The organism is Sediminibacterium sp. FW305-C-269, assembly GCF_058231045.1.
This window is the reverse complement of the sequence record NZ_JBIQXQ010000002.1, coordinates 669,291-687,144: the sequence shown is the minus strand read 5'-3', so window position 1 is coordinate 687,144 and position 17,854 is coordinate 669,291. Positions and strand designations below refer to the sequence as shown.

14 protein-coding genes are annotated in these 17,854 nt (G+C 47.0%); 4 read left to right on the top strand and 10 right to left on the bottom strand.

Annotation, left to right across the window (positions count from 1 at the left end; all coding sequences use genetic code 11):
• Nucleotides 1–6: 6 nt before the first annotated feature.
• The 3 genes from ACH3Y6_RS08335 (at nucleotide 7) to ACH3Y6_RS08325 (ending at nucleotide 4,299) form a co-directional block, all read left to right on the top strand.
• Nucleotides 7–1,842 (top strand): RagB/SusD family nutrient uptake outer membrane protein, encoded by a 1,836-nt coding sequence (locus ACH3Y6_RS08335; RefSeq protein ID WP_490835140.1) that lies wholly within the window; start codon nucleotides 7–9, stop codon nucleotides 1,840–1,842.
• A gap of 83 nt (nucleotides 1,843–1,925) precedes the next feature.
• A complete protein-coding gene (locus ACH3Y6_RS08330; protein WP_490835139.1) occupies nucleotides 1,926–3,119 on the top strand; it encodes a glucuronyl hydrolase in 1,194 nt (397 codons plus the stop codon).
• Nucleotides 3,120–3,288: 169 nt separating this feature from the next.
• Complete coding sequence (locus tag ACH3Y6_RS08325; protein ID WP_490835138.1) at nucleotides 3,289–4,299, top strand: LacI family DNA-binding transcriptional regulator; 1,011 nt, start codon at nucleotides 3,289–3,291, stop codon at nucleotides 4,297–4,299.
• A 1-nt stretch (nucleotide 4,300) separates the two neighbouring features.
• Here ACH3Y6_RS08325 and ACH3Y6_RS08320 read toward each other — a convergent pair whose 3' ends face one another.
• From ACH3Y6_RS08320 to rhaT, 8 genes are all read right to left on the bottom strand, one after another.
• Complete coding sequence (locus ACH3Y6_RS08320; protein WP_490835137.1) at nucleotides 4,301–5,716, bottom strand: glycoside hydrolase family 30 protein; 1,416 nt, start codon at nucleotides 5,714–5,716, stop codon at nucleotides 4,301–4,303.
• Nucleotides 5,717–5,745: 29 nt separating this feature from the next.
• Entirely contained in the window at nucleotides 5,746–7,137 is a 1,392-nt protein-coding gene (locus ACH3Y6_RS08315; protein ID WP_490835136.1) for a Gfo/Idh/MocA family protein, read from the bottom strand.
• 87 nt (nucleotides 7,138–7,224) lie between these two features.
• On the bottom strand, nucleotides 7,225–8,091 hold the full coding sequence (locus ACH3Y6_RS08310; RefSeq protein ID WP_490835135.1) for a hypothetical protein: 867 nt from the start codon (nucleotides 8,089–8,091) through the stop codon (nucleotides 7,225–7,227).
• 117 nt (nucleotides 8,092–8,208) lie between these two features.
• Nucleotides 8,209–9,570 (bottom strand): FGGY-family carbohydrate kinase, encoded by a 1,362-nt coding sequence (locus ACH3Y6_RS08305; RefSeq protein WP_490835134.1) that lies wholly within the window; start codon nucleotides 9,568–9,570, stop codon nucleotides 8,209–8,211.
• A 30-nt stretch (nucleotides 9,571–9,600) separates the two neighbouring features.
• Nucleotides 9,601–10,875, bottom strand: a complete 1,275-nt coding sequence (locus tag ACH3Y6_RS08300) for a sugar isomerase (protein WP_490835133.1) — start codon at nucleotides 10,873–10,875, stop codon at nucleotides 9,601–9,603.
• Between the two features lie 21 nt (nucleotides 10,876–10,896).
• Nucleotides 10,897–11,211, bottom strand: a complete 315-nt coding sequence (gene rhaM, locus ACH3Y6_RS08295; RefSeq protein WP_490835132.1) for an L-rhamnose mutarotase — start codon at nucleotides 11,209–11,211, stop codon at nucleotides 10,897–10,899.
• A gap of 65 nt (nucleotides 11,212–11,276) precedes the next feature.
• A complete protein-coding gene (locus tag ACH3Y6_RS08290) occupies nucleotides 11,277–13,394 on the bottom strand; it encodes a bifunctional aldolase/short-chain dehydrogenase (RefSeq protein ID WP_490835131.1) in 2,118 nt (705 codons plus the stop codon).
• A 29-nt stretch (nucleotides 13,395–13,423) separates the two neighbouring features.
• Nucleotides 13,424–14,509 (bottom strand): L-rhamnose/proton symporter RhaT, encoded by a 1,086-nt coding sequence (rhaT, locus tag ACH3Y6_RS08285; protein ID WP_490835130.1) that lies wholly within the window; start codon nucleotides 14,507–14,509, stop codon nucleotides 13,424–13,426.
• An 87-nt stretch (nucleotides 14,510–14,596) separates the two neighbouring features.
• Here rhaT and ACH3Y6_RS08280 point away from each other — a divergent pair, with 87 nt between their 5' ends.
• Nucleotides 14,597–15,715, top strand: coding sequence for a GntR family transcriptional regulator (locus ACH3Y6_RS08280; protein WP_490835129.1), 1,119 nt, complete (start codon nucleotides 14,597–14,599; stop codon nucleotides 15,713–15,715).
• Between the two features lie 113 nt (nucleotides 15,716–15,828).
• On the opposite strand, the gene ACH3Y6_RS08275 is transcribed toward ACH3Y6_RS08280, so the two are convergent.
• Together ACH3Y6_RS08275 and ACH3Y6_RS08270 are read right to left on the bottom strand one after the other, a co-directional pair.
• Nucleotides 15,829–16,059, bottom strand: a complete 231-nt coding sequence (locus ACH3Y6_RS08275) for a hypothetical protein (protein ID WP_490835128.1) — start codon at nucleotides 16,057–16,059, stop codon at nucleotides 15,829–15,831.
• A 91-nt stretch (nucleotides 16,060–16,150) separates the two neighbouring features.
• A complete protein-coding gene (locus ACH3Y6_RS08270; protein ID WP_490835127.1) occupies nucleotides 16,151–17,737 on the bottom strand; it encodes a S41 family peptidase in 1,587 nt (528 codons plus the stop codon).
• Nucleotides 17,738–17,854 lie beyond the last annotated feature (117 nt).

The following is a 17,854-nucleotide window of genomic DNA, read 5'->3' as shown; positions in this document are numbered from 1 at the left end:
AAGTACATGAAAAATCTACATAAAACACTAAGACTGTCAGCTATTATCGCTGTAGCTACCATGCTCTTAGCGGGTTGTAAAAAGAGCTGGCTGGAGCCCAAACCCTTATCCATTTATTCGCCAGAAAATACGCTGATTGATGCTGTCGGATTTAATGCCGCATTAAACGGCTGCGCCAGAAACCTGCGTGATGAATGGTATGGTGATGGAGCACCCATCATCACAGAAACCATTTTTTCGGAAATAGCTGTAGATGGTACGGATGATAAAACCGGCCCTGCACAGAATATGGACCTTCAGATCAAACCGGATGCACAGTTAAATCACGTGGATTTTAACCGGATCGGTTGGTACTGGAACCAGGAATGGATCGGTGTTCGTTTAGCCAACACGATTATATCCAGGTTACCCGCAGCCGCAGCTATCCCGGATGCCACTAAAAACATCATCCTTGGAAAAGCTTATTTCTACAGAGCCTATAACTATTACAGGCTAACCAACCAATTCGGAGATGTGCCTTGTCCTTTGAAAGAACTTACCAGCGCAAAAACAGATTTCGCTTCAGTGAAAAGGGAAGTTATTCTGCAACGAATGAAAACAGATCTGGATTTTGCCGTTCAGTATGTACCCTGGACAGCAGATAAGGGCGACGTGAACAAAGGTGCCGTATATCACCTGCTGGCCAAGATCAACCTCTCTTTAGGTTTATTCGACGAAGCCATTACAGCTGCCAGTGCTGTTATCAACAATGGCACCTATAAATTAATGACCAACCGTTTTGGTGTGGATGCAGCCATCGCCAGCAAAAACGTAACCTGGGATCTCCACCGCCCGGAAAATAAAGCCGCTGCCAACAACACAGAGGTATTATTCCTGGTTACAGAACGGATGGGTGTTCCGAACAATTTCTCCGGCGGTATTCAATCTATGCGGCAGGCTGTACCTGGTATTTCTATTGCCGGTATCCGTACCCCAAATGGAGGTACCGGTGTATCGCCCCTTGCCAATATCGAGATCGATAATATGCAATGGTATGGCCGGGGTATCGGTCGCTGCCGTTCTTCCTCCTACCACTATAATGATATCTGGGATGACGTTAATGATCTCAGGCACGATTCTACATCGGGCAACTGGATGTATATGGAAAACCTTCGATACAGTAACCCCGCTTTGAAAGGTGTGGATCCATATTACGGCCAAAGACTTCGTTTGTACAGCGCCAGCGGAACGCTATTGTGTTCAGACACTTTACGTCAATGGTATCCATGGCCCCATTACAAATTATACATACCGGATACAGAGAACACCCCCATGAGAGGAGGTCACACAGACTGGTACGTAATGCGTTTGGCAGAAACTTACCTGATACGTGCAGAAGCGTATGTCTGGAAAGGACAGAACGATCTGGCTATGGCAGATATCAACACGGTAAGAACCAGAGCTAAATGTGCGCCTTACACTAACGCCGCTAACATCAATATCGGAACCGTATTAGATGAAAGGGCCAGAGAACTGTATTACGAGGAAGGTCGAAAAACTGAGTTAACCCGTATTGCATACCTGTTTGCCAAAACCGGTAAAGCCTATAATGGTAAAACCTACACACTCACCAATTTCTCAACTTCCAATTTCATGATTGACAGGATACTGGAAAAAAATATCTTCTACAAAAAGAACTTTATCACCATTCACCAGGATATGATGAAAATAAGCCCCTACCACGTGTTATGGCCTATTCCGCAGTCAGCCATCGACGGCAACTCGGATGGCCGGATTAACCAGAACATTGGTTATACCGGCGCCGAAAAGAATGTGGCGGCCCTGGACAAAATTCCTGAATAGTAACCCAATCAGTTGTCTAAATAGAATGCCACACTTCAAGGTGTGGCATTCTATTTTAATAAGAACCACTCATCTATCTACTTATGTTCATACACAGAAAAATAAGAATCGTACTGTTACTGGTGAGTCTCTGCGGAGAACTGGCCGCTCAAAAAGCGGTCCTGTTGCCCCTGATCGATTCAGCCCTGAAAAAAGCAGTGTTGCAATACAAATATCTGGGCACCCAGTTAGCTCCGGATGTATTACCCAAAACCTATTACCCACTTACCAAAAAATTTGAGACCAGTGGATCCAGGTGGTGGACCAGCGGATTTTATCCTGGGTCTTTATTATATCTTTATGAATATTCGCACGATACTGCTTTGCTCAAAGAAGAAAAAAGGATAGAAAAAATCATCGAAAAAGAGCAGTTCAACAAAGGCACACACGACCTGGGTTTCATGATGTACTGCAGTTTTGGTAACGCTAACCGCCTGAACCCGTCCAAAGAATATGAAGAGATACTGATGAACAGTGCCCGATCCTTGTCAACACGTTTTAATGCAACAGCCGGCGTGATCAAATCATGGGATCATGGTGCCTGGAAATACCCAGTCATTATCGATAATATGATGAACCTGGAATTGCTGTTCTGGGCCACTAAGTTCAGCGGTGATTCTTCTTTTTACAAGATCGCCGTAACACATGCCAATACTACACTCAAAAATCATTACCGTGCAGACAACAGTTCCTGGCACGTGGTTGATTATGATATTACCGACGGTCACGTAATATCAAAAAAAACACACCAGGGTTATGCAGACAGCTCTGCCTGGGCACGAGGGCAGGCATGGGGGCTTTATGGTTATGTGGTTATGTATAGGTGTACCAGGGACCCCAAATACCTGGTACATGCCCAAAAAATTGCCCGGTTCATTACCACACACCCTTCAATGCCGGAAGATAAGATACCGTACTGGGACTATCATTCCCCGGAAATACCGGCTACCTACAGAGATGCCTCAGCAGCAGCCATCACCGCTTCCGCCCTGTTGGAATTAAGCAAGTACACTACTGCTACCCAAAGCAATGCATATATCAATTTTGCAGAAAAAGTTCTCCGGTCACTTGGTTCACCTACTTATACTGCAGTTTATGGGGAGAACGGAGGTTTTATTCTGAAACACAGTACCGGTCATTTACCCGGAAATTCCGAAGTGGACGTGCCGCTTACATATGCGGATTATTATTATATAGAAGCCCTGCTCAGGTACAAAGCCATGCAACAGAAAAAATAAGGTCTCTTCGAAGAGATTTCACCAGGTGCCGGTTTAGCCGGCACTTGGTTTTTAGTAAAATATTACGCAAATGAAAGGCATTTTTACGAAAACGTTTTCTGCCATTTTCGTAAAATTTGTATATTAGATGGTTGTCTTACTGCAATACACACAACCGATCTAACGCCATATGAGCAGTATTAACCTAAAACGGCTTTCAGAAGAACTGGGGTTATCCATCTCCTCCGTATCGAAAGCATTACGCGATAGTTACGAGATCAGTGCTGAAACAAAGAAACGCGTAATGGAGATGGCCGAAAAGCTGAACTATCAGCCCAATCCCTTTGCCAGCAGCCTGCGCAGAAAAAAGAGCCTTACTGTTGCCGTAGTAATCCCCGAGATCGCCAATAACTATTTTGCCCTTGCCATCAACGGTATACAAACGGTTGCGCAGCAAAAAGGGTACCATGTGCTAACCTACCTGACCCACGAAAATGCCAAAGACCAGGAGTCTACCATCAAGCACCTGCAGGGTGGTCGTGTAGACGGCGTTCTGATCTCTCTTTGCAGCGATACTTCTACAGGGAACCAGCTTTCCGAATTACAGAATGCTGGTTTCCCCGTTGTATTCTTTGACCGTGTTCCGGATGCACCCGGTTGCCCCACTGTTACTACGGATGATTTTGATGGCGGTTTTAAAGCTACCGAACAGCTTATTACTTCTGGCTGTAAAAAAATCGCTTATTTACGGGTGAGCGGTTATTTGTCCACAACGGTGAACCGGATGAATGGCTATCTGGCTGCTTTACAGAAGTATGGAATCCCACAGGATCCTAAAATGATCGTTGAATGCAGTAACGATGATGATGCCAATCAGGAACTGATCAAAAAAGTACTGAAGATGCGGGGCAGGCCGGATGCGATCCTTTCATCAGTAGAGAAACTCGCCATTTCCACGTATTATGCCTGTACCGAGATCAACCTGAAGATCCCGAAAGACCTGAAAGTGATCAGCTTTTCCTGTCTACGTACAGCTTCTCTGTTATCCCCTTCCTTATCCACCATCACCCCTCCGGCATTCGAGATTGGCAAAGAAGCGGCTTCTTTGTTATTCCGGATGATCGAGAAAAAAGTATATGGTAACCGGATTGATAAGATCGTACTCAATAGCAGCCTGATTCAAAGAAACAGCTCACAGTAATCTACCAGGTATAAGTAACGGTTGATCCTGCCGGCACCACTACATTTGCGAACCGGTTGTTACATCGGATCGTAAAACTTCTTGCCTTATCCTGTTTATTCAGTACCACCAGCACATATTTCCCGGCCTGGGTTTTAAAAGCCACATTCGGTAGATCCTCTACCAGGTTTGACGCAATGCGAACAGAACCTGGTCTTGCAAATTTTGCTGCATGTGCAATGATGTAATAAGCGGGATTACGTTTAATCTTATCCTGTGCCTGATCGATTGTAACGGCCCCCAGACAGCTGGTGCAGCCCCCTCTATCAGTAAAGGGCCGGTAGGCCGTATCTGATGCCAGGTTCCACTCGAGAACAGTTTTACACCAGTTACGCGTGGCACCGATCACCAGGTTTTCTATGTGCCAGCTGATATCCGTCTGGTAATTACCCGGAGCTCCTACCCACTGCTCTGTGAAATACAGGTTCTTATCCGGATGCGCATCATGCACAGAAGAGATGGCATCTACGGTTCCCCCATACAGGTGAAACGCCGAACCATCAATGTATTTTTTGGCAACCGCATCGTTCAGGATAGAGATGGGATAATCCGGCCTATCGGCATTGTGGTCATAAATAATGATTTTGGTTTTGATGCCCGCTTTGGCAAAAGCCGGTCCCAGGTGATCCCGCACAAATTCCATCTGATCGGGCGCCAGCATCTGCAGACTGGGATTATTACCCGGATGCAAAGGTTCGTTCTGCACCGTAACGGCATCGATACGTATGCCCTGCTGTTTCATGGCAGTAATGTATTTGATGAAATACTGTGCATACACAGGGTACCATTCTTTCAGCAGGTTGCCACCACGGGTGTCTTTGTTGTTTTTCATCCAAATGGGTGGCGACCAGGGAGAAGCCATGATACGGATCGATGGATTGATCCGAAGGATCTCTTTCAGCACTGGGATCAGGTATTGTTTATCGTAACCCAGGTCAAATTTTTTCAGTTCCGGATCCGTTTCTCCGGCTGGAAGATCATCATAGGAAAAAACTTTTTCGTCCAGATCAGAAGCCCCCAGGCTGATACGCAGGTAACTGGTGCCGATATGTGCCTGATCGGTGGCAAACAATTCTTTCAACAATGCCGCACGCGAGGAGCTTTTCATTTTCATCAGATTCAGGGCACTGCCCCCGGTAAGTGAAAAACCGAAACCATCGATGGATTGATAACGGGTTTTGTCATCCACCATTATCTCCACGTTGCCGGGATTTGCTTTCCCGGAAAAAGTCACTGTTGAAGGTTGTCTTGTAAAAAAAACCTGCTGCGAAGGATTGGTCACCCAACTTTCAAGGATATTGTTTTGTTGAGCCGTAACATCCGTTACCAACAAAGAGGCAGCCAGGATGACCCCTGTTTTTTTAGAAAATAGGAACATGTACACAATTATTTTTAATAGATCAAAGCTTATGCTTTAGAGGACACCACTTTCATGGCAACCGGATCCCAGTGGATAGCCGTATTTTTTTCTACACTGGTGTTACAGAGTATGGCAGGGCCAGCCGCACGTAAACCAAAGGAAGCATCTTCCAGTATCGGTTGGTTGGTACGTATGGCCTCAAAGAAATTGATCATATGATCCAGCCGGCTGTCGTAACCCTTGGGTGCTTCGAATATGATCTCATCACCTTGCTTGGCTTTCTTATCTTCTGCACTGTATTTGGCATTGTATTCTGCCAGCAGGGATTCCTGCATGGCTTTCGGGAAACTCTCCAGCGAATCATAGCCGCCGATACCCGGAGCGACCGGTCTCTTAAAATGTTTGATGCTGATACTGTTCCACTTGACTTCTATCACACCTTCGGTACCGATAAAACGGTTACCGGAACCACCGCCTGCCCCATCGGCCAGGTTCACACGGGTAAAGAACTGGAAGCTGTTATGCTCAGCCGTTTTGGGATAACGCATGATACCCGAAACAATATCGTATGCATCCCTGCCATCTTTCCAGTAATTCAAAGCGCCGGCTGCATAAATGGTATCAGGTCCTTTAGAACCGGTTACGGTATGTAATGCAGTAAAATTATGAACGAAAAGATCGCCCGCCACTCCGGTGCCATACGCTTTGTAATTACGCCAATGGAAAAAACGAACGGGGTCAAACGGCACTTTCGGCGCATCTCCCAGAAACATATCCCAGTCGATGGTTTTCTGACTTGCATCCGAAGGAATGGTGTATTGCCAGGCACCATTAGCCGAATTCCGGTCCGTATACGCTTCTGCATACGCCAGATCGCCAATGACGCCTTGTTTGTAATATTTGGCTGCTTCCAGGAAGAGTAAGGAACTGGCAGACTGGCTACCAACTTCTAATACTTTACCACTGGCTTTCTGAGCGGCCACTACTGCCAGTCCCTCATCCACATGGTGCACCATGGGTTTTTCGCAGTACACATGTTTACCGGCTTTCAGTGCATCAATGGTAATATGATCATGCCAGTGATCGCAGGTGCAGACCAGTACGGCGTCGATATCCTTGCGCGAAAGAATTTCTTTGTAATTACGGGTAACAAAAATATCCTTACCCCATTTTTCACGGGCCCTGTCCAATCTGCCCTGGTATAGGTCACAAACTGACACCAGCTCCACTCCCGGCACTTTCAGCGCCGTTTCCGTATCGTAATGCCCAATAATACCTGCGCCTATCAAAGCAATGCGTACTTTATCGTTGGCGCTCACTTTAACGGAAGATAGTAATTGTTGTACTTTGGTTTGATCTGCCAGAGCAGGCAGGCCGGCTAAAAGTAAGGAACTGGATGTGCCCAGCGTGTGTAAGAATTTTCTACGGGTTGTTGCCATCGTTACAGGATTTTAATAGTAACAATGTACAACAATTCAAATTAGCAACCGCATCACATTAGCAACAGCTATCATATGAACAAAAAATTATTTTGTTTCCAAAGCAGGTTTTGCCAATTGTATCTCTTTCCAGATACGGGTAGGTTTACCCTGTTTGCCTCCTCCTCCGATGCGGGCCAGCGATCCACTGCCAATAGACAGGCCTACACCGCTACTCCTGCCAAAAGAGCCGAAGCCAAAACCGCCTCCAATAGACAATCCGCCACCTCCGCTCCTGGATACTGGCTGATCAGGTAAAGTTTCCAATACAAAACCTACGGCAATCGTAGCCCTACCGGGATTGGTCAGCATCGATTTGTTCAGGAAAGAGGCCAGCGGTATGGCTGCTTCATAAACCAGTGCACCGGCTGTATTCAACCCGATACCCAACTGGATACCTTCGGTATTGGGTTTACCATAATCAAAATTTTCCGGCGTTTTGATTCCATTAAATCCGAACAGAGAATAATCTTCCACCGATCCGATCGCTACCCGTTTGTTTTGCTGCAATTCCGGGCGGGCATTCAACAATTTATCTCCCCGCTGTATCCGGTTACCGGTGGGGAAACTGATACCCGCTGCCCCAGCTTCTTCTTTCACACCATGATGATTGATGTAAAGGGTAAGTCCGCCACGCAGGATCCGTTGTATGGTTGCTTCATTGGCGGTTGCGGCCAGAACATAGAGGTTCTCCCGGTCGTTGGACACTGTGTACGACAATCCCGTTTTCTCATCGGCAAAACTAAAGGGCTGCGTCCAGTCGTTGTCATCGCCATTGGCCTGCAGACTGTCTTTCTGCCATTGACTGTTCTGCACCAGATCCGATTGCTGTGCATTACGCGATGAACCACAGGCAGACAGAACGATCATACCACCCAGCAACAGCGAAGAAAAAAGAAGCGTGTATTTTTTCATAGCCAATACTTTACAGCTTGTATCCGCAAAGGTACAATAAGCAACATCCCCGGTCTCTAAAGTTACGTTAAGAAAAGCAGGCTTCTGCGGGAACAGGTACCATATTATATTCCCTGCTTACCGGGTAATGGTATAGTATTTCAGGTCCACCATATCTCCGGGAACGGGTTGATGATTCCATTCTTCATGAATAGCCAATGCGGCTCCCATGGCTGACGCCTGCGATACGGAAGCTGCATATACTTCCATCCGCGGGAATGCATGTGCCAGCATATGCATATACAAAGGGTTTCGGGCAAAACCACCATCCACAAATATCCGGGAGGGTGCCTGTTTGGATAATACCAGTGAAACGGAAACCTGCTGTTGCTGAATAAGATCGAATATGAGCTGGTGATAGGCTTCTTCCACTGTACGAAATGCAGCAAGATCCCTCACCACAAAAGCTGAGTGCTGCAGACCCGTCATTGTATCCTTTGCAGCCTGTGCAATGTTCAGCTTTTCATATATGGCTGGATTGAATACAAGGGACTGATAAAATTGTTCCTCCACTGCAAAATGAGCCGCAATCCTTTTTACCTCCTGCTCATGTTCGTTGCCTGCAAACACTCTGGAAGCCTTAACAGGCCTGCGGTGGTAGTCCAGGTAACAAAGACAATCCTGCTCCAGTTCTTCTTTGGTCAGAGGTTCACTGTTAAACGGGTTAAGACTGATACACCAGGTTCCGGTCGAGATCAGAATGAATGGCTCCGAAAAAGAGCGCAGGTATGGTACCAATGCTGCGGAGCTATCGTGCATGCCGATTCCTGCTTTCAGCTGTTTACCGTTCATGGCAATGGCAGCATCTGACCTGAGTACGGGTGGAAATTTATTATCAATATGTTCCTCGTATACCCATTCATGGTATTGCTTTTTGGTAAAATCCCATAAAGCCGTATGGCATCCGATACTGGTGATCTCTGCGGCGGGTTTACCGCTAATGAGATAACTGATATATTGCGGCAAGTGTAAGGAATAGGCCACTTTTTCATACCATCCGGGTCGTTGGTGTAATAAGCGGTATATCTGCAGCCCCGAATTCAGATTACCCAGTACCGGGGATGCCGTAGCCAATGAAAAAACTGTTTGACCTCCATATTTTGCATAAAACGCTTTCTGCAGTTCCGGAGGATAAGGATTCAGATAGTTGTACAAAGCACCTATAGGTTCACCTTTCTCATCTATATGAACAAAACTGGCGCCGTATGCGGATACGTTCACGGCACAGATAACGAAATCAGGAAGCAACATGGCTTCTGCCAGCATATCGTATACCCAGCCAGTGAGCGTCTGAATATCGTCGCAGGGATATCCGTCTTCATCGGTGGTCTCTGCAAAATGTACCGAACGCTCGTATACGATCCGGTACCACTCAGAGAAAAGAAAGAATTTTTTATTCGTCTTTCCGATATCGAATATGGCAATTACCGGTATAGGCATGATGATTTCCCCGGATCTTTGTTTTACAAATCAGAGACCGGTAGCCTTATGCTGCTCCCCTCTCTGTTGAATCAGTTTTTCGCGTATTTTCTGTTCACGGAACAGGGCCAATGGCGCAAGTGCCGCGCCTGAGCGGAGCCGGGCTTCTGCCACGATCGGCCTCACATCGGTACGGTATGCCTGCTGTAATATTTCCTGTGCCGTTGCCACATCATTGTTCTCCTGTGCATCCTGCAAAGCTTTGGTATCCACCAATAAAGCTTGTGTATACGCAATCATGATGGCTTCCACACTCTGCAGCAGGTCCTCCAGTGGATCTTTGATATTGTGCGATGCATCGATCATCCACCCCAGGCCCTTGGCATGATCCATGGATCTGGCATCCATTCCTTCTACCAGTTCATTGAAGATGAGAAATAACTGATATGGATCGATACTTCCTACCGTCAGGTCATCATCCCCATATTTACTATCGTTGAAGTGAAAACCACCCAGTTTTTTTTCATTCAGTAACAAAGCAACGATCTGCTGTATGTTGGCATTGGGGAGATGATGGCCCAGATCCACCAATGTATAGGCTTTGTCGCCCAGTTTATTGGCATAGAGCAGGGATTGTCCCCAGTCGCCCACCGTCATCGAGTAAAAATTCGGTTCATAGGCTTTGTATTCTACGAACATTTTCCAGTCGGGCGGTAAAGCGGCATAAATTTCCTGTAAGCCTTCCAGTGTATTTTCGAAAGCCTTCCTGAAATTGAGCTGCCCCGGAAAAGAAGAACCATCGGAAAGCCATACGGTCAATGATTGCGAACCCAGCTCTACCCCATGCCTGATCACTTCCTTATTGTGTTCGATGGCCTGTTGCCGTACAGCCCGGTTCACGTGTTGCAATGAGCCGAATTTATAGCTTAGCTTCTGCCCCGGCTGATCCTGGAAAGTATTGGAGTTCACTGCATCAAAGCGAAGATCATGTGCTGCGGCCAGTTCTTTTATCTTTTGTGCATCCGAAGGTATATCCCAGGGGATATGTAATGATATGGCGCCACTCGAACGGTTCAATGCATGCAGGAGTCCCACATCTGCGATCTTCTCTTCCAGTGTGCCGGGTTCTCCCCCACCACTGAAACGGCCGAATCGGGTACCACCCGTACCCAGGGCCCAGGATGGGATCGCGATCTGGAAATCGATCAGTTTTTGAATAATGGCATCCACTCCTGCCACTTCACCGGCAATAGAAGTGAAACGGCGGGTATGTGCAGGCAGCCTGGCTTCATTGTGCGCAGCAATCGTTTGGGCATTGATCAGCATGATCTGTTGTTTTGAGAGGTATTAAGGTAAGTAAAACACTTCACGCAGCGGGCGTGATACCGGAGAATTATCGGGATGCGTATCCATAATGTCTTTCATGTACGCCCACCATTTCTTCATGACCGGATGAGTAGGCAAAAGGTCCATCTTAGAGGGTTCCGATGCCACCATCACCCCAAAAAGCTCACCCGTAAACTCATCCAGGAAAATAGAATACCCGGCAATACCGGTTTCTTTCAGCAATTGCTGCAATTCAGGCCAGATCTCTTTATGGCGTTTTTCGTATTCCGCTTCACAGCCCTTATGCAGCTGCATTTTAAATGCGATCCTGTTCATGATGGTAATTTTAAAAAGGGTTGACAATTCTACCATCATCAACCCTTCGATTGCTTGTCTAACATCTATCGTACGAATGCCATGGCAATACCACCATCCACATTCAGCACATTACCGGTCGATTTGTTCAGCAGGCCGCCAACAAAGGCAAAACAGGCATTTGCAATATCACTGGGATTGATGATCTCGTTCAGCAAAGTTCTTTTTGCGTAAAAAGCAGGCAGCTCCTCCACTTTCACCCCATAGGCTTTTGCACGGCCCTCGGCCCAGGCGCCTGCCCATATCTTGCTATCGCTGATGACCGCATCAGGATTCACTACGTTCACTCGTATCTTGTCGCCACCCAATTCTGCTGCATTCAACCTGCTCAGGTGCAACTGTGCAGCTTTTGCAGAACCATATCCCGCATTATTGGGACCGCTTACCAGTGCATTCTTACTAACGATATTCAACACATCTCCCCCCATGCCCTGTTTGCGCATGATGGCAACCCCTTCCTGCGTAACGGCGAACTGGCCTTTTACCAGCACATCATACAGCAAGTCCCAATCTTTCTCGGTATGCTCCTCGATCGGTTTTGAGATAGAGAGTCCGGCACAATTCACAATAATGTCCACCCCGCCAAAAGCAAGCGCTGCTGTTGTATAGGCTTTTTCGATGGCTTCGCGATTGGTCACATCCAACAATACGGTAGTGCAGACATCTTTACCGAATTGTTGCAAAAAATATTCTTTGGCAGATGCCAGTCTATCTGCATCGTTATCGTTCACAACGATACAGGCGCCCTCTTCAGCAAATTTTCTGGCGATGGCTTTTCCAATACCACCAGCACTGCCTGTGACCAGTGCTACCCGCCCGGATAAAGCTTTGGGTTTGGGCATACGCTGCAGTTTGGCCTCTTCCAGTAACCAATATTCTATATTAAATGCTTCCTGATGGGGAAGTGACGTGTAACTGGAGATCGCTTCTGCTCCACGCATCACATTAATGGCGTTAATGTAAAATTCCGCAGCCACCCTTGCGGTTTGTTTGTTGGCAGCAAAAGTGAACATGCCCACTCCCGGATAAAGGATGACCACCGGGTTCGCATCGCGCATAGCCGGACTATTGGAGTGCTTGCAGTTGTTATAATATGCCGCATACATGGTTCGGTATGCGTCAAATACCGGAGCCAGTTTTTCTTTTATAGATGCTACATCATCCAAATCCGCATCCGGAGCCAGGGGCAGCACCAACGGACTGATCTTGGTTCGCAGAAAATGGTCGGGACAGGAAGTACCCATCGGTGCCAGCCTGTCAAGATCTTTAGAATTGATGAAGTCGAGCACACGTTCATCATCCGTAAAATGTCCCACCATCCGATTGCCGGAAGAACAGAATCCTCTGAGCACCGGGGCAAGGGCAGCGGCCTGCGCCTTTCTTCTGTCTCCCGGAAGCGACTGCATCTTTGCCCCTCCGAATACGTTCTTGTTTTTTGCTACCGCATCTTCAATATAGGTGGCACAGGCTTCGATCACTTCAAGTGTGTTGACATAACTTTCATACGCGGTATCACCCCAGGTGAACAATCCATGTGAACCCAGCATGATACCACGGATACCCGGATTTTCATCCAGGCAGGCTTTCAACTGCAGACCCAGATCGAAGCCGGGCCGCTGCCAGTCCACCCAGCCAATAGTTCCCTTGAATAACTCTTGTGTGATCCTTTTACCATCTTTCGCCGCAGCAATGGCAATGGCAGCATCCGGATGCAGGTGATCGATATGTTTGAAAGGGAGGAAACCATGCAAAGGCGTATCGATCGAAGGCGCTTTGGATGCAAGATCAAAAATGCAGTGATTGAAAAGCTCCACCATTTCATCTTCCTGTTCAATGCCGCGATATACATTCTTCAAACTGCGTAACCTGTTTACATATAAAGCCGCCAGTCCACTGGCTTTGAGTGTGCCCAGATCGCCACCGCTTCCTTTCACCCACATCACTTCTGTATCCTCACCCGTTAACGGGTCTTTGGCCATGGCTTTACAGGAGGTATTTCCTCCGCCATAGTTCGTCAGGCGCAGATCGGCACCCAGCAGGTTCGATCGATAGATCAATAACGCCACTTCATCTCCGGCCATGGTTGCCGCTTTGGCATCATCCCATAGATAACTTACCTGTTTAAATTCTTTTACTTTGTTCACTGTCTATATCAATTATACTGTTTCAGATATTATTTCGGTAATGAGTTCCCATAACCAACAATCATAACGGATGCCATGATGGTAAGAATACCTATGGTAATGGTTGCCTTTGTTTGTTTACTGACGCCTTTCCACTCTTTCAGCACAATGCCCCACATGTTGGCCACCAGGATGATGAAAGACATATGCAGGATCCAGGAGCTGGCCCCATTTCCCATCTTACTTTCCCCCATGCCGTAAAAAAAGAACTGGAGAAACCAGGTGGTGCCCGCCAGTGCACTGAAAAAGTAGTTCTTGAACAGCGGGGTTTCCTTGTTGGTATAATCACCGAACGACTTGTTCCTTGCGTTCAGGATCATGCTCCATATGAAATTGGTGGTGAGTCCGCCCCAAAGCACTACCACAAAGATCACATTGTTCTGGAAAAGGAAATTGCCTTCGCCCGGATGTGTGGTCTGCCAGGCGGCATTGGCCACATCGGCCATAGGTTTACCCGCTTCTATCCCGAAATTGAAAAAAGCACTGAGTATACCCGAGATAGTGGCGATGACCAGTCCTTTTACCAGGCTGAACTCACTGACCGAGGCTTTCTGCTCTTCTGCACTCAGGTTCTTTTCTTTCATCACACCCGCTTTTCCACAGATGGCGATACCAACTATACAAACCAGCACACCCAGTAACACCCATTGCCCGCCGGCATTATGCAGCATGAAACTGAGCGTCTGCGTTTCCTTTCCTTCCGTGGGAACATAATTGTAATACACAGCGGGAATCAGCGAGCCAAAGGCGGAACAGAAACCCAATATCACCGAATTACCCAGGCTCATGCCCAGGTAACGAACGCCCAATCCGTACATAAGTCCGCCAATACCCCATAACAATCCCATCAGGAAAGTTGTGCCTATGATGTGCGAAGGGGTTTCCCTGATGATATCGGTAAAACCCGGTATGGTGATCCAGGCCGCCAGTGGCGGTACGATCAGCCAGGAAAAGAGTCCTCCGACAATCCAGAAGCTTTCCCAGTTCCATCCCCTGACCTTTTTAAAGGGCATGTAAAAACTGCCCGAGGCAAAACCGCCTATAAAATGGAAAATGACACCCAGTATAATACCCATGTGCAATTGTTTTCGATATGGCTAAGCGATAGTAATTTACTATATCCAAAACTATTATTCTGCACAGTCCTGCCGTCATGTACCGTCATGCCTGCCAGACCTTTGACTTCCGGCAGGGGGTTATTCGCCAATATCCGTATGTTTGAAGAACCTTCGGGGTCAACACCGGTTGCCATGAACAAGAAAAGCGTTTTCCAGCATCTCTCCATCGATTATTACTCGGCCACACCCAAGTACCTGCAGCTGGCACATGCCATTATCAAAGCCATCGGCAATGGGAATATCCGGAAAGACGATATGCTGCCCTCGATCAATGAACTCAGTTTTGAATTTGAAATAGCCAGGGATACGGCAGAAAAGGGTTACAAATATTTAAAAACGATCGGCGTGCTGGGCTCTGTTCCGGGCAAAGGTTATTTTGTAAAAGAAACCAACCTGAAACAGCAACGGAAGATCTTCCTGCTCTTCAACAAGCTTAGCCCGCACAAGAAGATCATTTATGACGCGCTGGTGGCATCATTGGGAGAACTTTCTTCCATTGATTTCTATATCTACAACAACGATTTCGATTTTTTCAAACGGCTGATCCAGAATGCGGATAAGGACTATTCACATTATGTGATCATCCCGCATTTTGTAGAAGGTGGCGAACAGGCGCATGCAGTGATCAATAGTATCCCCAAAGACAAACTGATCCTGATGGACAAGCTGATACCCGGCATCGAAGGCAGTTATGGTGCAGTGTATGAAAATTTCGAGAAAGATATCTACGGCGCGCTGGAGCAGGCTTTGCCACAACTGGGCAAGTACCACACCCTGAAGATCATTGTTCCGTACAACACGTATCACCCGCAGGAGATCTTACAAGGTTTTACCCGCTTCTGCCTGCAATATGCATTCAACTATAAAGTGGTGCATAATATAGCCAATGAACCCATCAAAGAAGGGGAAGCCTACATCAATCTGATGGAGGATGACCTGGTGATACTGATCGAAAAGATACTTTCTACCCATATGAAACTGGGCAAACATGTAGGACTGATCTCTTACAATGAAACACCGCTGAAAAAGATCATTCTTAATGGCATTACCACTATCTCAACTGATTTTCAGATGATGGGAGAAAAAACCGCAGAACTGATACTGAAGCAGTCGGTGCAACACATAGAGATCCCTTTTTACCTCACATTGCGGAATTCCCTGTAAATGAAAAATCCCCTTTTCAGGGGAAATATCAGGAAATAGTCCATCCATTGCAGGCCGGCCCGTAAAAATACCGGCCAACCCGGGTGAACAGATTTGCATAAAAGCCGGAAGAATTATTCTTCGTCTTCTTCTTCCTTTGGCAAAGGGTTCCTGCGTGAGGGAACGATGGTTTCTTCGTCATCGCTCAGGTACACCCAGAAATCATACAGCGCATAAATATCGCCTGGTGTTTTGGGACCGCCATTCTCGTTGTTACGCTCATAAGAACCCAGTAACTCACCGGAATATTTCAATTCCTTCAGTTTTGCCTCAAATGATAATTCCTTGAACTGTTCAATAGTCATATTCCTTGTTGGTTTTGATCGTTTCGTTTTAAAACCGGGCGCAATCTAATAAGAAAAACCACAAATTCAGCAACAGCTTTTTCGCCGATACCTATTTCAGTGTTTCCAAAGCTTTCTGCACGGTTTCATCGCGGCGGTTACTGACTTCAAAATACCCTTCCGAACGCCAGATCTGCCTGGCCATCAATACCTGTATCCGCTTTAATACATCTGCTTTTCCTTTGGTACTCACACGGGAAAGATCAACCGTATCCCTCCGCGCATATCCTGCAAGGCCAGACCATTCCTTTTCACCAGGGACAAACGATTCAGCCAGTTGCGTAGCCGACTTCATTGCATCAAAATAACGCTGGTTTTGCATGTAATACTGGTATACAAAATTTCCGATGGTGCCCTTGTAGTACATTTTCAGCAGCTCGGGTTCCAGATGGGTGGTATCAAAGGGCACAAACACGTCGGGGGTAATACCGCCACCGCCATACACGGTTCTGCCGGCCGGGGTTTTATACGCTTTTCCGCTGGGTTTCGAAGTATCGCCTTTCACCACTTCCCCATTGTGAAAACGCTCCGCCAGCTCCTCTTCGTATTCAGCTTTTCCCTTACTATAGGGTTTCTGGATATTCCTTCCCAGGGGTGAATAATAGCGGGCAATGGTCAACCGCACCGCACTGCCATCGCTTAACTGGAACTGCTGCTGCACCAGTCCCTTGCCAAAAGAACGACGGCCGATGATGGTGGCCCTGTCCCAGTCCTGCAAAGCTCCCGCCAACACTTCACTGGCCGAAGCGGATCCTTCGTCTATCAACACTTCCAGCTTACCCTTTTCAAAAATGCCGTCGCGTTTACAACGGTATTCAAAACGTGGCACGTGCTCCCCAACGGTGTACACGATGAGCTTATCGCCGCTCAGAAACTCGTCTGCAATATCCGTTGCCTCCTTCATCAATCCACCGCCATTGCCCCGCAGGTCCAGGATCATCTGTTTCATGCCCTGTTTCTGCAGTTTTTCGGTGTTCTGCATAAAGGCCTCGTAAGTGCGTTCCGCAAATTTATTGATACGGATATAACCCGTTTCCGGTGCAATCATATAAGCTGCATCTACGGGCGAAACAGGTATCACATCCCTGGTGATGACCACTTCCTTGGTAACGCTGCCCCGTAAAACTTTTACTTTTACCCTGGTATCCATCGGTCCACGGAGCTGTTTACGGATATCATCCGGCTTCAGTTTTCGGCCGGCGATCACAACGGAGTCGTTTACCGTAAGGATCTTATCCCCCACTTTTATACCGGCTTTGTCAGAGGGGCCACCCTCAATGACATGCATCACATGTACCGTATCCTCCAGCATCTGAAATTCTACTCCGATACCCTGAAAATTACCCTGGAGTTCCTCGTTCACTTCTTTCAGGTGATCGGCAGGAATGTAGACTGAATGAGGGTCAAGATGCGACAATAGCTCATTCGCCGCCAGTTGGTTGATACTGTCCACGGATAGTTTATCCACATATTTTCCCTTGATCAGTTCCACCAGCTCCTGCAGGGAGGTTCTGCGGGAAAGGTTAAAAAAACGGTTGCCCAGGCTCTTCTCCCTTAACTGGTAGCCAATTGACATACCGATTACCATTACCAAGGCAAAAAGAACGGGCAGCCATACCTGCAGTTTTTTACTTCCCATATGATCGATTCTTAGGCACTTTTTAGATACAAACACAAATATCCATATTAAAATCTGAATGCCCGCAAAGGTTTGAGATTTAGGATAAATGGTATAAGATATGCCGGATTATCCCCT

Excerpts from the sequence above, each read along its gene's own strand:
- ACH3Y6_RS08270 (WP_490835127.1), bottom strand. The coding sequence starts at position 17,737 with ATGGGAAGTAAAAAACTGCAGGTATGGCTGCCCGTTCTTTTTGCCTTG.
- ACH3Y6_RS08315 (WP_490835136.1), bottom strand. The coding sequence starts at position 7,137 with ATGGCAACAACCCGTAGAAAATTCTTACACACGCTGGGCACATCCAGT.
- ACH3Y6_RS08330 (WP_490835139.1), top strand. The coding sequence starts at position 1,926 with ATGTTCATACACAGAAAAATAAGAATCGTACTGTTACTGGTGAGTCTC.
- rhaM (WP_490835132.1), bottom strand. The coding sequence starts at position 11,211 with ATGAACAGGATCGCATTTAAAATGCAGCTGCATAAGGGCTGTGAAGCG.
- ACH3Y6_RS08320 (WP_490835137.1), bottom strand. The coding sequence starts at position 5,716 with ATGTTCCTATTTTCTAAAAAAACAGGGGTCATCCTGGCTGCCTCTTTG.
- ACH3Y6_RS08335 (WP_490835140.1), top strand. The coding sequence starts at position 7 with ATGAAAAATCTACATAAAACACTAAGACTGTCAGCTATTATCGCTGTA.
- ACH3Y6_RS08280 (WP_490835129.1), top strand. The coding sequence starts at position 14,597 with ATGCCTGCCAGACCTTTGACTTCCGGCAGGGGGTTATTCGCCAATATC.
- ACH3Y6_RS08305 (WP_490835134.1), bottom strand. The coding sequence starts at position 9,570 with ATGCCTATACCGGTAATTGCCATATTCGATATCGGAAAGACGAATAAA.
- ACH3Y6_RS08310 (WP_490835135.1), bottom strand. The coding sequence starts at position 8,091 with ATGAAAAAATACACGCTTCTTTTTTCTTCGCTGTTGCTGGGTGGTATG.
- ACH3Y6_RS08300 (WP_490835133.1), bottom strand. The coding sequence starts at position 10,875 with ATGCTGATCAATGCCCAAACGATTGCTGCGCACAATGAAGCCAGGCTG.
- ACH3Y6_RS08275 (WP_490835128.1), bottom strand. The coding sequence starts at position 16,059 with ATGACTATTGAACAGTTCAAGGAATTATCATTTGAGGCAAAACTGAAG.
- ACH3Y6_RS08325 (WP_490835138.1), top strand. The coding sequence starts at position 3,289 with ATGAGCAGTATTAACCTAAAACGGCTTTCAGAAGAACTGGGGTTATCC.
- rhaT (WP_490835130.1), bottom strand. The coding sequence starts at position 14,509 with ATGGGTATTATACTGGGTGTCATTTTCCATTTTATAGGCGGTTTTGCC.